General features: G+C 50.8%; 14 protein-coding genes. 9 read left to right on the top strand and 5 right to left on the bottom strand.

Annotated features, from left to right (window positions below; all coding sequences use genetic code 11):
• Complete coding sequence (locus MK185_07575) at positions 1 to 465, top strand: hypothetical protein (protein MCH2040476.1); 465 nt, start codon at positions 1 to 3, stop codon at positions 463 to 465.
• Positions 466 to 614: 149 nt separating this feature from the next.
• Entirely contained in the window at positions 615 to 866 is a 252-nt protein-coding gene (locus MK185_07570; GenBank protein MCH2040475.1) for a hypothetical protein, read from the top strand.
• A gap of 144 nt (positions 867 to 1,010) precedes the next feature.
• Here the strand turns inward: MK185_07570 and MK185_07565 are convergent, their stop codons facing one another.
• Both MK185_07565 and lexA read right to left on the bottom strand, forming a co-directional pair.
• Positions 1,011 to 1,454 carry a hypothetical protein gene (locus tag MK185_07565; protein ID MCH2040474.1) on the bottom strand — a complete coding sequence of 148 codons (444 nt, stop codon included), beginning with the start codon at positions 1,452 to 1,454 and terminating at the stop codon, positions 1,011 to 1,013.
• A gap of 32 nt (positions 1,455 to 1,486) precedes the next feature.
• Positions 1,487 to 2,086 carry a transcriptional repressor LexA gene (gene lexA / locus MK185_07560; GenBank protein ID MCH2040473.1) on the bottom strand — a complete coding sequence of 200 codons (600 nt, stop codon included), beginning with the start codon at positions 2,084 to 2,086 and terminating at the stop codon, positions 1,487 to 1,489.
• Positions 2,087 to 2,344: 258 nt separating this feature from the next.
• Here lexA and MK185_07555 point away from each other — a divergent pair, with 258 nt between their 5' ends.
• The 4 genes from MK185_07555 to MK185_07540 all read left to right on the top strand — a co-directional run bounded on the left by MK185_07555 (position 2,345) and on the right by MK185_07540 (position 5,393).
• Positions 2,345 to 2,989, top strand: a complete 645-nt coding sequence (locus tag MK185_07555; protein ID MCH2040472.1) for a TetR family transcriptional regulator — start codon at positions 2,345 to 2,347, stop codon at positions 2,987 to 2,989.
• A gap of 94 nt (positions 2,990 to 3,083) precedes the next feature.
• Entirely contained in the window at positions 3,084 to 3,599 is a 516-nt protein-coding gene (locus MK185_07550; GenBank protein ID MCH2040471.1) for a L,D-transpeptidase, read from the top strand.
• The gene (nagZ, locus tag MK185_07545; protein MCH2040470.1) at positions 3,584 to 4,642 is read left to right on the top strand and encodes a beta-N-acetylhexosaminidase; all 1,059 of its coding nucleotides are present in this window, start codon (positions 3,584 to 3,586) and stop codon (positions 4,640 to 4,642) included. The genes MK185_07550 and nagZ overlap by 16 nt, the downstream gene beginning before the upstream one ends.
• A 1-nt stretch (position 4,643) precedes the next feature.
• Positions 4,644 to 5,393 (top strand): S-methyl-5'-thioinosine phosphorylase, encoded by a 750-nt coding sequence (locus tag MK185_07540; protein MCH2040469.1) that lies wholly within the window; start codon positions 4,644 to 4,646, stop codon positions 5,391 to 5,393.
• Positions 5,394 to 5,431: 38 nt separating this feature from the next.
• On the opposite strand, the gene MK185_07535 is transcribed toward MK185_07540, so the two are convergent.
• On the bottom strand, positions 5,432 to 6,307 hold the full coding sequence (locus MK185_07535) for a hypothetical protein (protein ID MCH2040468.1): 876 nt from the start codon (positions 6,305 to 6,307) through the stop codon (positions 5,432 to 5,434).
• 217 nt (positions 6,308 to 6,524) lie between these two features.
• Here MK185_07535 and MK185_07530 point away from each other — a divergent pair, with 217 nt between their 5' ends.
• From MK185_07530 to MK185_07520, 3 genes are all read left to right on the top strand, one after another.
• A complete protein-coding gene (locus tag MK185_07530) occupies positions 6,525 to 7,532 on the top strand; it encodes a hypothetical protein (protein ID MCH2040467.1) in 1,008 nt (335 codons plus the stop codon).
• Positions 7,533 to 7,535: 3 nt separating this feature from the next.
• Positions 7,536 to 8,555, top strand: coding sequence for a DUF6091 family protein (locus MK185_07525; GenBank protein ID MCH2040466.1), 1,020 nt, complete (start codon positions 7,536 to 7,538; stop codon positions 8,553 to 8,555).
• Positions 8,556 to 8,684: 129 nt separating this feature from the next.
• Entirely contained in the window at positions 8,685 to 10,799 is a 2,115-nt protein-coding gene (locus MK185_07520) for a TRAP transporter large permease subunit (GenBank protein ID MCH2040465.1), read from the top strand.
• A gap of 77 nt (positions 10,800 to 10,876) precedes the next feature.
• Here MK185_07520 and ccoG read toward each other — a convergent pair whose 3' ends face one another.
• Complete coding sequence (gene ccoG / locus MK185_07515) at positions 10,877 to 12,232, bottom strand: cytochrome c oxidase accessory protein CcoG (protein ID MCH2040464.1); 1,356 nt, start codon at positions 12,230 to 12,232, stop codon at positions 10,877 to 10,879.
• A gap of 179 nt (positions 12,233 to 12,411) precedes the next feature.
• Positions 12,412 to 13,842 carry a sigma 54-interacting transcriptional regulator gene (locus MK185_07510; GenBank protein ID MCH2040463.1) on the bottom strand — a complete coding sequence of 477 codons (1,431 nt, stop codon included), beginning with the start codon at positions 13,840 to 13,842 and terminating at the stop codon, positions 12,412 to 12,414.
• Between the last annotated feature and the right edge of the window lie 6 nt (positions 13,843 to 13,848).

The raw sequence follows: 13,848 nt of genomic DNA, 5'->3' as shown, positions 1-13,848 counted from the left end.
ATGGCCAGCTGGTTGAGCTTTACCAATCATAAGCTGTATCAATGTCGCCTGTTATTGCAGCAGGCACAACAGACAACTGAACCTGTAGTACTGAAAGATGCGTTGCAGGACAGTGCACTTCATCTGCTGCATGATGCTTATTTGTCTTATCTGCACGAGCTGGCTGAGCTGGCCACTTATCGGCAATCTGTTGAATCGTTAGCTCAGCTGTTGCAAGTGACGCCACTCGTAACCGGTGAAATGCTTGAATTGGAGCATCTGGAAAAAGACAGTTTTTCCTGGTTAAGACAGTTTTTAAACGCGGTCGATGCGGTGGCTCAGCCGAATAATATTTCAGTACCTGTCACTCCTGTACAGCCGGGTATGATCTCTTTGGTTGATAACAGTACTCCTGACATTTCACTGTGGTACGAGCGCCTGACGCAACTGATTGATCTGCAAAGAGAAAACCGTCAAGAGTGTTAACCTGGAAGGCAGCTGCCGAATTTTCGGTATTCTGTGAGGGCATTCGGTCGACCGAATTATTCTGATTTACATTGATTTTTGGGGTCAATTCCTGCCCCTAAAGCACCGGCGCTGTGTTACACTTCCGCGCCCTGATTTGAGAGGCGGATATGGCACGCTTTTTTGAGATTGTAGAACTGTCGAATGGTGATATTGCTCTGCGTCGTGCAGACGAGCAGGACGGCGATGCACTGGTGAGTATTCATTTTTCCGATGACGCAAAAGCAAGTCTGCAGGCGCATCATATGGACATTGCCCGCGTGATGATTGAAGCCGGCGTACGTAAGGTCGGAGAGTTATCCGGCATGGAAGTCGAGCGTGAAGATTTTGAGCAGCCGGAGTATCAGCAGCAACTGCATTAATCATTTGATTGTACCTGATTAATAAAAAAAGCCTTGCGAGATTTCCCTCGCAAGGCTTTTTTATTTCTGCATCAGGCAAGAGGCAGTCGGGTTGTTTACCGCGGCATAATAACTTGCCGCAGTAAACTTAGCGGGCTGAATATCTCAGCGCCGCTGGATAAGCACAACATGGCTACCGGAGAGATGAGCTTGTTGTTCAATTTTCTGGCGTTGTGGTTCTGTGAGAGGACCTTGCCATTCCATGATCAGGTGGCTGTTGGCCGCTTGTAATGCTTTTTCAACCAGAGCTTGTTGCGTGTGCTCACAAACATCCAGGTGGATGACCGGAGAATTCTGTAACCCCAGGCTGTCCAGATAATGTTTATTCATGGGCATTTCCGGACTCAACCACATCAACCAACGCTGCTGTGCAGAACATTGAGCCAATAATGGTAACAAGTGCATTGGCTGGATGGCGCTGCCTTCGCTCAGAATCATCTCCGTCAGGCTGCCAGTGCTTACCTGAGGTTGTTGCAGAGAGCGGCTGCTTAAGCTGAGTCCGCCCTGTTCCATACCAAGTGGTTCCATTCCTAGAGTTAACTGACGCATATCTTCACCCTGAATAACAATTTTCAATCTGTTTAGCTGCGGCGCACCACGCCTACGTACAAACCTTCAATCGCAAAGTCGGACTCCTTCAGGTCGACTTCAATTGGGCTGTAGTCTTTGTTTTCCGGAAAGAGCGTGATCTTGTTGCGTTTCTTCTCGTAACGTTTGACGGTCACTTCGTTGTCGACCCTGGCTACGACAACTTCTCCGTTACGAGCCGTATCCATTCGATGAACTGCAATGTAGTCACCGTCGAGTATCCCCATCTCCATCATCGAATCGCCGTGAACTTCCAGCAGATAATTTGCTTCTGGTTTGAAAAAACTTGGCGGAATTTCGCAATAATCGTCTATGTGCTCCTGCGCCAGAATGGGTTCACCTGCGGCAACACGACCAACAATCGGCAAACCATTGGGAGTGTCATCAATAACACGTATACCGCGAGACGCTCCTGCCATCATTTCAATGGCACCTTTGCGCGCCAGCGCTTTCAGATGCTCTTCTGCGGCGTTGGGGCTGCGGAAGCCCAGCTCTGTCGCAATTTCGGCACGAGTCGGCGGAAAGCCGGTTTCTTCCAGGGAAGCTTTAATGCAATCGAGAACCTGTTGTTGACGCGCGGTCAGCTTGATCATGATTATTTATCCAAACTGGTGATCCATACAGTGACTGTAAATGTATACAGTATTTTTATGAGTGTAAACCCTTTTGTTGGATTGTCTTGTAAGCCCTGAGGAGGCAGTGACGTGCACAGTAACGGGATAAAAGAGCTGCATAGTGATCATGGAGGGAGATGTGTATACAACAGGGAAATGGCTGCAGGGCGCGCAGGGCTTGCCATTCCCATGTTTTAAACGTATGTTTGAAACACTTGTTTTCATAGGTTGTGCGCAATGGCGAACAAAGATACGGCCAAATCGATATTAAATGCCGCGGAAGAGCTATTTTCTGAAAAAGGCTTTGCCGAAACATCATTGCGAAACATCACAACCAAAGCTGGCGTTAACTTGGCGGCGGTGAACTATCACTTCGGCTCCAAAAAGGAACTCATCCAAGCGGTGTTCGCGCGCTTTCTTGACAGTTTCTGTCAGCAGCTGGAAACCCGCCTGGATCATTATTCTGCCCAGCAGGGTGATCAGGCGCCTGATCTAAATACCGTATTAATGTTGTTGCCAGCAACGGCTCTGCAATCTGACGGTGCTGTTCAAGGGGATCACGGGCAGCGTCGCCTTGGAATGTTTATGCGTTTACTGGGTCTGGCCTATGCCCAGGGTCAGGGCCACGTGCGTAAGTTTTTGAAACAGGAATATGGCACGGTATTTACCCGCTATATGGCGTTGGTGACTGCAGCATCACCGGAATTAAATGATATTGAGCGTTTCTGGCGTATCCATTTTATGCTTGGCGCTACGGTGTTTACCTTGTCTGGTGCCGATGCACTGATGGCGATGGCAGAGCATGAGTACGGTGCCAATACCGATATCGGTCAGGTGTTTGATAAGTTAATTCCTTTCCTTGGTGCAGGTTTGAAAGCCTGACGTTAATGTTGTTCAATCCGAGTGGAGAGATTCTGTACGCTGATCGCTTCTGTTAAGCTATTTGGTCAATTTAAATCGTACTATTGGCATCTCAATGACGGACAATCTGATCGAAATTTCCATCGCCGATCAGGCTTTGCGGCTTTCCACGACCGGCTCCTGCCATTTCTATTCTGTTTCAACTGCAGTCAACGGTATTGGCGAACAGTCCGGCTCTGGCAAAACGCCGCGGGGGTGGCATCGTATTGCTGCAAAAGTCGGCGCTGCTGAGCCTGAGAATGCAGTCTTCGTTGGACGCAGGCCCAGCGGCGAAATTTATTCGGAAACACTTGCTGAAAAATACCCCCAGCGAGACTGGATTTTGAGTCGCATTCTTTGGTTGCAGGGATTGGAAGTCGGGCGCAACAGGCTGGGGAATGTCGATACGATGCGACGTTTTATTTATATTCACGGTACGCCGGATTCGGAACCGATGGGCGTCGCAAAATCCCACGGTTGTATTCGCATGCGTAATAAAGACCTTCTGGAGTTATTCGACCTGGTTGAGGCGGATACGCCAGTATGGATTCAGGCCCACAGTTTTTCGAGAATTCCATGCAAAAGTCTGTAACAACTGCCGAGTGTCTGCAATCAGGTGTTGGGGTGGTCGTTGATATCGCCGGAACCGAGTTAACCGCTTCTGATCGGGATTTTTTACTGCAGCCGGAAATTGCCGGATTAATTCTTTTCAGCCGTAATTACGAAAACCCGATGCAACTCAGGCAGCTGACACAATCAATTTCCGATGTGCGACCTGATGTACTGATTTGCGTTGACCAGGAAGGCGGTCGGGTACAACGCTTTCGCGAGGGTTTTACCCGGTTACCCGCTATGCTATCGCTTGAGTTGCTTTATCTCGATGATGCTGTTCAGGCTTCAAGCCTGGCTGAAGATCTTGGTTGGTTAATGGCGTTGGAGTTAATTGAGCAGGGAGTGCATCTGAGTTTCGCTCCTGTTTTGGATATAGAGCGCGATTATTCCAAGGTTATTGGCGACCGCGCTTTCGGTCATGATGCTGATACGGTAACCAGATTAGCGGGGGCTTTCATCACGGGTATGCAGTCTCTGCAGATGGCGGCAGTGGGTAAACATTTTCCGGGCCATGGCGCTGTTGAAGCCGATTCCCACCTGGATTTGCCGGTAGATGAACGTGAACTGGAGCAGATTGAATACGATATGCAGCCATTTGCTGAGCTTATGGCGCAACAGAAGCTCGCTGGTGTGATGCCGGCACATGTTATTTACTCTCAAGTGGATAGCACGACCACGGCCGGCTTTTCTGAAATTTGGCTACAGCAAATCTTACGTCAGCAACTAACATTCTCTGGCATCATCTTCAGTGATGATTTATCCATGGCTGGTGCAGCCGCCGCCGGCAGTTACAGTGAGCGCAGTACCAGGGCTATCGGTGCAGGTTGCAACGCGCTGCTGGCATGCAATAACCGTGATGCGGCGGTTGAAGTGGTGGCGGCAGTGCGCCGTGCCAGGCAACAAGATCCGCAGTTATCGGCGCTTGATTTATCGGCGCTGATTCCACCTGCCATAGAGATAAATGAACAACAACGGCAGCGGCGACAACGAATCCAGCAGCGCATTAACGACGTATTCAATTAGTATGAAAGCAAAGAAGATAGGCATTATTGGCGGTACCGGTCTGACTCAGTTACCGGAGTTAGAGGTTATTTCAGAGCAGCTGGCAGACACGCCTCTGGGGCCGACATCGGGTCTGTTGACTGAGGGTAACTGGCTGGGAAAAGATATCGTTTTTCTTGCCCGTCACGGCCATCCGCACTCAATACCTCCGCATAAAATTAATTACCGGGCCAATCTGCTGGCGTTGCAGCAATGCGGTGTAGACACCATTATTGCCGTTAATGCGGTGGGGGGAATTCACCCGTTAATGGAATCCGGTGTGATTGCCGTACCTCATCAGATTGTTGATTATACCTGGGGCCGGGAAAGCACCTTTTTCGATGGCGAATTTAAACCGCTTGACCATATCGATCTGACTCACCCTTACGACAATTGTTTGCGCCAAGTGCTGATCGACAGTGCTGGAGATGTCGAGTTTTCTGTTCAGGACTTTGGAGTTTATGGCGCTACTCAGGGACCACGACTTGAGACCATTGCTGAGGTTCGTCGAATGGAGCGTGATGGATGTGATCTGGTGGGGATGACGGGCATGCCGGAAGCGGCGTTGGCGCGAGAGCTGAATATTGCTTATGCCAGTATTTGTTTGGTAGTGAACCCGGCAGCGGGTAAAAGTGATGATGACATTACGATGGACGAGATTCGGGCTGTGCTCGCAGGTGGGATGGATCATGTCAAACAATTGTTGGCTGTGGCGATCAAGCGCTTGCAGTAACAGCCAAGCCTGAGACTGGCGGCGGCATTATCATTGTATTATTTCAGGCGCTGAATAAATTGGGCGAGATCGGGCAATAATTGCAGGTAAACCCCCAGTCGACTGGTATACAGCAAGCCGTCTTTTTTCAATATTTGCTGCTCGGCATTACGAACGCTTTGCAGCAGCAGTTTTCTCGCTCTGAGTCTGTTGATGCCCCATTCTAAGCCTGGTGCAATAACCGGCGATAACAACATTGCACTGATCACACCGACACTGGCACCCGCAACCGTTACCCAGCCGGGTACACCCATCCAGCCTAACCACAGTCCGGTGAGGTAGCCTTGTTGGCTAATGTACCCGGATGTTGCCAGTGTACCACCGATACTGGCAGCACTGGAGAGGATTGCTTTATCGCCGAGAATGCGGCCACTGATCATCAGGGTAAAGGCCAATAACCCCTCGCGCAGACCTTCATTTGTCAGCTGCAGGCGATCAATCTGGTGGCTTACATATTGTTTGAATTGCAGGCGCTGAGCGTCACTGAGTTCGGAATGTTGTTCAATTTCCTGCTGGTATTGGCCAATCGCTTGTCGCAGGTATTGCTCAAGCTTGGTTTCCAGCCCCGGTAAATCGAGCAGATCATGGTAAACCAGATCATACACCTCCCGTTGTTTGCCACTGCGGTCATCATCAGGTTTGTTCACTGACCGGTGCGTTAGCCTTTTCCCCAATGTTAATAAGGAACGCGGCAGTGCCATCAGGTCTGCGGGGATGTCTCTTTTGTGACGCCAGTGACGAGACAGAATGGCCCGACCACTGGCGAAATGTTGCCGATACACGATATCGACGCGCTGCTCTGCTTCACTGAAGTGGTTTTTGATTAAATCATGCAGCTGCGGCGGTACTGCACCAGTGCTTTTTGAGGTGTTCATCGCGTCCCGCTGTATCCTGTTCTTGGCATGTATTAACCTTTTTAATCGACAAGAATCCACCTATTTTGCCCGACATTGACCTTAACGTCGCAACGATGGTGACAATTAAGCCAAGCAAGTGACCGAGACTCAAGGTACACTTTGCTGCAAAGGGTCATGGGAATGGAAATTCCCGACACAATAACAACAATACTCATCAAAAAAATGTGGGGTCTCCATGTCAATTCTGACGCGCTTTGCGCTGCTGTCTGTTGCACTGATTTCTATGTCTGGCTGTAGCATGGTTTATAAAACAACCGGCTGGTTCGCTTACGACTTTACCGAGGAATATGCCATTCCTTACAGCCTGAAAACTGATGATCCGCAGATGGCCTGTGCCATGACTGAAGGGTTAACCGGTGGTCTGCTGGCGTTCAGTGAAGTAGCCCACACACCAGACCGCCCGGCAATTACCATGTATATGATGGCCGGTGCTTGTGCGGAAGATCGTGCTCAGGAGGAGGGGTTAGCCTATCTGCGTGCTTTCCGTGTACAAAACATCGGCGAAGCCAAGGACGCTCGTATTCGTGAAAAGCGTCAATTTGCTCTGGCTGCCAACCGACAGTACACCGCGTATCGTCACTTGATGAGTCAGTTTGGTGAGCCGGGCAAAGAGTGCCCGGATATGAGTGAAGATGAAGAGCTGTTCTGGGTAATGGGACTGTTAGCCGGCGTGCAGGCGGTTATGAATGATGTACGTGCCCAGGGTGCGGTGAACGTTCCCAAAGATATCGCCATGAAAGCAACTCGTGGTATTCAGTGTGTTGACAATGAGCGCTGGTGGGGTATTCCACAAGCCACATCCGCGGCGGTTAATATCATGCTGCCAGATGCCGAAAGTGATAGCGATCCGTGGGCTGAAATGCACGCTGCAAGCCGCGTTGCCTCAGCATCCGGTGTTCGTCTGGCCCATGCGGTTGAGATTACCGTTGCCGACGGTTCCGGCAATCAGCAACAACTACGAGATGCTATCCGGCGTCATGCCGCCTCTGTTAAAACAACGCCGAGCAATCGTCAGTTCCGCATGATGGATATTATGGCGACTCGCCAGATTCAGGCGATTTCTGATCGGCTTTGGACCGAGGCAACCGGTGCCCGCACGCCAATTGGTGGTTTGGGAACCTTCTGGGACGACGCTCGCACTCAGGCACCGGCCCTCGATATTGACGATCTGCTGGAGGACTGAGTTATGCGTTTAGTGGTATTGGCTGTAATTAGCCTGTTAGCGCAACTTGGGTTGACCAGTATGCAAGTGGCTGCTGCGCCAGCGGCACTTGAAAAGCGGATGTTCTGTGTGTTCGATCCACTGGGTGCCAATGGTTCATTGTTCGGAACGGCCAAAGACTTTGCTACTAAGGCCCTGGAGTGGGGGTATGACCTGAAGCTGCGGCCGTATACCGACGAGAAGATTGCGACTGACGATTTTAAAGCCGGCCAGTGCGATTCCGTATTGGTAACCGGTGCCCGTGCCCGACCGTTCAATAAATTTGCTTCCACCGTTGAGGCCATTGGCGCTATCCCGTCTGAATCGGTTATGCGCAATCTGGTGAATATGCTGGCAACGCCAAAAGCGGCTAAGTACATGAGCGAGGGTCGTTACGAAGTTGTTGGTATTATGCCTGCAGGTCCGATCTATCTGTTTCTGCGCGATCGCACTGTCGACAGCATTGAGGAATTGTCGGGTAAACGCATTGCCACGATTGATTATGATGAACCGTCTAAACGTCTGGTACGCCACGTCGGTGCGTCTATTGTTCCAGCCAATTCCGCCAACTTCTCCGGTAAATTTAACAATGGCAGTGTTGATGTTGCTTATGCGCCAGCCGTGGCTTACAAGCCATTGGAACTGTACAAAGGTATTGGCGAAAAGGGCGGTATCGTGCGCTATAACCTGGCCTATCTGGATTTCCAGATTTTGGTTCATAAAGACCGCTTCACTCCGGAATTTGGAATTCAATCACGTAAAACCGTTGCCGAGGCTTACGATAAGGTTGCTGAATTTGTCAATCGTGACACTCAGGCCATTCCTGAAAAGTACTGGGTCGACTTGAACCCGGCGGACGTGGATAAATACAACCTGATGCTGCGCGATGTGCGCATCGCCTTGCGCGACGAAGGTGTTTATCATCCGACAATGCTGAAAATTCTGCGCAAATTGCGCTGTCGCGAGAACCCGGCTAATGCCGAGTGTGTTGAAAAATTAGAATAATGACGAACGGGCGGCCGCCGCAGCCCGATTACCATAATAATTAAAGCTCATCAGGGCTAATGCTCTGGCTCCGGTGCCACACCCGGAGGCAATCACGGCCGAATATCGGCTACTACAGGGGAAATCACTATGGAGCAAGCTATCCGCGTAGGCAATCGCACGGCCTATGAATGGCTCGCCGCGTTACCAGCCTTTCTGGTGCTGGTATTTGTTGTCATTCTAAATACCAGTCATGCGATACACGCTCAGCTGTTGCAGGTGGGTGAGGGCATTTGGGATGGCTATTTCATGCTTCGCAGCGATCCGGTTGAACCCAGCTGCGATATCAACATGAACATCGATACTCAGTTGGCCACTCTGGTTGCGGAGGCAGCTGACGAAGACGAGTGGGATTTGTTTGACGCTGAACCGGTTGATGAAGTTGCAATGCGACAGTCGTTAGTGGCCGCCAAACAGCAATGTGAGGTGAAGCATCAACAATATCAGGAAACAGTCGAGCGCATCACGCCGGGGGTTGAAGTATTTCGCGCAATCGAGTTGGGCGTGGCTTCCTTTGGTGAGTTAGGTTTAAGCGCACAACGCATTATGCTTGCGGTATTGGTGTTAATTTGTGGTCTGACGGCGTTATTCCGTCGCCATCACATTGCGTTGCGCCCCATGGAAACCGCAATGGATTATCGCGTGGCCTCGGGTGCTCAGCTGATTGCGTCGGGGATTCTATTTTATTCGGTATACAGCTTCCGCGATGTGGCCTTTTCTGCTGGCGTGGAAGTGAGTGATCAGCACAATATTTTGCATCATTTATGGATCATTGGCTTTGCTGCAATATTCCTGCTGAGTGTTTATCAATTGCTGTTTATTCCGAAAGACGCCAAACCGGGCGGTAGCTTTCTGAAAGCGCAGTTGTCTGTGCCTCTGTACGCCACCATGAGCATGATATCCGGTTTCTATTTTATTTCGTCGGGTCACAGCGCTGGAATTGGTATTTACCTGAACCAGATGATGGAACTGTCGCAGCTGTTTCTGAATGTTGGTTTGTACGTCTGGATCGGAATGTTGCTGAAGCGTACTTTACTCGCCAAAGTCGTGTTTGATCTGTTTCGCCCATTTAAATTACCACCTGAGATTCTGGCGGTTGCCGTGGTTGCGCTGGCGGCAATTCCAACGGCTTACACTGGTGGCTCTGGTATTTTCGTGATCGCGGTAGGGGGGCTGATTTACTCGGAGTTACGTCGTGCCGGTGCTCGTCGCCAGTTGGCGTTAGCGGCCACCGCTATGTCAGGCTCTTTGGGGGTGGTCTTACGCCCTTGTTTGTTGGTTGTCATTGTTGCGGCGCTGAACAACGAAGTGACCACTGACCAGTTGTTTGGCTGGGGGATCAAAGTATTCCTGCTGACGACCCTGTTATTCGGTGGAATGGCGTTGCTGACCAGTCAGGACTCCATTCGTATCCATTTACCAGATAACGTTTGGGCAGAATTCCGCAAGGCACTGAAGCCGCTGATGCCCTATGTCTTTATTATCGGCGGCACTCTGTTGGTATACAGCCTCGCATTAAATGCCTACCTGGACGAATTCTCTGCTCCTTTTATTCTTCCGGTGCTGTTGTTGGTTATTTTGCTTTACGAACGTGTTGCCCAGGAAAAAGGCATTCTTGCACGTGAAAATATGAATGTTGAGTACGTTGAAGAACGTGTCGAAAAAGGTATTAATGATCTGGTTCAGGGTCGTGACTCACTGGAAAAAACCTTGCGTGAAGCAACGACCGAAACCACGGGGCACATCGGTGCGCTGTTAATGCTGATGGGGATGTCGGTCAGTATCGGTGGTGTTATTGAGCGCGCTGAGTTAATGACTATGTTCCCGACTGATTTCGAATCGGTCTGGCTGGCGATGGCGTTGCTGGTTGCCATTCTGGTGGTGATTGGCATGGTAATGGACCCGTATGGGGCGGTCATTCTGGTGAGTGCCACCATTGCCACGGTCGCTTATGACAGTGGGATTCACCCGGTGCATTTCTGGATGGTGACACTGGTCGCATTTGAGCTGGGTTACCTCAGTCCACCGGTTGCTCTGAATCACCTGTTAACCCGGCAGGTTGTGGGGGAGAAGGAAGTGGCACTTGCCAGTCAGGAAGGTCACAATTTCTGGTATCGCCACGAGAAAATTCTCCTGCCGCTGGTGACTATGGCGATTGCGTTAATACTGGTTGCTTTTGTACCACTCGCGATCGGTTACAGCTGACATCCGAGTCATTGACCGATAAAAAAAACCGGAGCATGCTCCGGTTTTTTTATCTCTTAATACTTATCAGCGTAATGTTAATTGGCGGCGAGCTGGTGCGCATAAGGGTTGGAATAGCTGACTTCCAGTATCTGAGGCTCAAACGTTCCGTAGTTCAGTAAGATGCTGACCTTGCCGGAAGGCACGTTCATTTCGCGTTCAATGTTAACCGCCTGGCCAGCGCGAGCGCCGGCCGGGATTATGACCTCTCCGATCTGTTTGTTGTTGTCAAAGATGGTGACGACCAGCGTATCGTTTGTGCGATTGTGCAGGCTCAGGTGATAGCGGTTAAGCACGGTATCGTTAGGTGTCAGCTCGTAAAGAGAAACACGATCCCGCTGAATGCTGGCGGTCAGCGGATCGTGATTGAATGTGCTGAACAGTGTTAATCCGGCGGTCATGCAAATTGCCATGCCATAACCCCAAAGACGCCAGCGTTGCCCGACGGAGCGTTGAAGTTCCGGCTCGTAGGTAATCAGTCCTGTTGGTTTGCCCAATTTCTGCATTACCTGATCACAGGCATCGATACAGGCTCCACAGTCGACACAGGCGATTTGCAAACCGTCGCGGATATCAATGTTGGTCGGACAAACATGAACACACAGATTGCAGTCAACGCAGTCGCCGGTTTTGTTGCCTGGGTTGCCTTTGCCACGAGGTTCACCGCGCTGCTCATCGTAGCGCACCGTCTGGGTATAAGAGTCAAACATCACAGATTGAAAACGCGAATACGGGCAGGCATGGGTACAGAAACTCTCCCGCAGCCAGCCAGCGTTAATAAAAGTCAGTCCGGCAATGATGATGACCCAGGCACTTGCCGCACCAGAAATATCGCCCTGTACGAGGTCGGCTGCCCACATTTCAAGTGGGTAGAAGTAAGCCAGTGCGGTGACGGCAGTGGCCAATGAGATGGCACCCCACAGCAAAAATTTAACGCCACGCCGTACTTTTTGCTCCAGGGTTGCGTGGCCGCGATCGTGTTTCCGGCGCGAGTTACGCGAACCTTCAATCTTTTCTTCCAGCCAGACAAACATAAATGTCCAGGTGGTCTGTGGACAGGCATAACCGCACCAGAGTCGGCCTGCGTACATAGAAACAAAGAACAGGGCGAAGGCACCGCCCACTAATAAACCAGTAATGATAGTCAAATCTTCTGGCCACAGAACCCAGTTCCACAGCTGAAATTTTTTCTGAACCAGATTGAAGTGCACTGCTGGATTGTCGTTCCAGGTTAACCAAGGAGTGATAAAGAATGCTGCCATCAACGGCCAGGTGCTAATGCGCCGCCAATTACGGAAGCGGCCATGGGTCAGCTTCACCCGATGGGGGTACTCATCAATGGGCTGGGCATCAATACGTCTCGCTTGCCAGTCGATCTCGCTCGTATTCGCCATAGTGCTCTCTCATGCTTTCTAATTAATCTGAGAAAGCCATGGCAACCCTTGTACCAATGTTGAAAGCCCGTAACCACGGGCTTTGTTCATGCTATTGATGCCTAATGGGTGAAATGTCGTGGCGATATATCGTGTCTGGCGAAATGTCGTGGCTTATGGTGTACACCCGCTGCGGGCACTCAACGCCCAATTTTCAGCTTTTTCATACGTGAACGCAGGGTGGACGGGGGTAAATCGAGCAGTTCGGCAGCGCCTCCTCTGCCAGCAATCAGGCCGTTACAGTAACTCAGTGCCTGACTGATATGACGCCGCTCCGCCTCTGCCATTGAGAGCGGTCTGGTTTGCTGTTCGCCGCTGATATCCGGGGTATTGAGCGTTGGAAGAAGCAGCTGGTGGTCGCTGACTATCAACGCATGTTCCAACACATTTCCCAGTTCACGCACATTGCCCGGCCAATGATGTTGCATCAGTTGCTGAAGGGTTGCGGGTGACAGTTCAGGCTCTCGTTTCCCCAACCGCTGGCTAAGTGTGCGCAAAAAGTGCCTGACCAAGAGTGGGATGTCGGCTTTACGTTCTCTCAGTGGCGGAATGGTGAGTGGAAATACTCTCAACCGAAAATACAGATCGGCGCGAAATTCGCCTTGCTCGACCATTTGCTCCAGGTTGCGATGAGTGGCAGCAATTACCCGAACATCAACACGAATGGTCTGACTGCTGCCAAGGCGTTGAATCTCGCCCTCTTGCAGAACACGAAGCAGTTTCACCTGGGCTGCAGTGGATAGTTCAGCCACTTCATCCAGAAACAGGGTGCTGCCACTCGCTTGTTCAAAGCGCCCGATGCGACGCTGATGGGCACCGGTGAAAGCGCCACGCTCATGACCAAACAGCTCACTTTCTAATAAATTATCAGCGATGGCACCGCAGTTTACTTTCACCATCGAACTCTGATGGCGTTGACTGTGGCGATGCAAAGCTTCAGCGACCAGCTCTTTACCCGTGCCACTTTCTCCCTGCACCAGCACGCAACTCGGGGTTGGTGCCACTTGTTCGATGGCGTGCTGAAGTTGTTGCATGGCATCACTCTGGCCGATCAGATCTCTGTGGTTCTGATGTTCGCGCAATGCCTGCTGCAAATAGCGGTTTTCATCCTGCAGCTTCTGCTTTAACTGTTCCACTTGAGCCAATGCCGCTTGCAGTGACCTTTGATGTTCCAGTCGTTCGCTGATGTCTTTAAAGACAACCACGGCTCCGGTGATTTCACCGTTTTCAATGATTGCGCTGCTGGAATATTCCACAGCAAAGAAGCTGCCGTCTTTACGCCAGAACACTTCGCGATCGCTGTGAGCGCTTTTGCCAGTTTGTAAGGTGTGATAGATGGGGCATTCGCACTGTGGATAATGACTACCATCGGCGTGGCTATGGTGGTGAAACTGGTGGATACTTTTGCCGCGAATTTCATCCTGGGTCCAGCCCGTCAGTTGCTCTGCAGCTGAATTGACAAAAGTGGCATGGCCTTCGGCGTTCAGGCCATAGACACCCTCGGACATAGCTTCGAGAATACGCTGATAACGGTGGGTGAGTTCACTGTGAGTCAGATTCATGGTGGTCATCGTGGG

The organism is Saccharospirillaceae bacterium, assembly GCA_022448365.1.
Taxonomy (GTDB): domain Bacteria; phylum Pseudomonadota; class Gammaproteobacteria; order Pseudomonadales; family Oceanobacteraceae; genus Bacterioplanoides.
This window is presented reverse-complemented; position numbering and strand designations above follow the sequence as displayed.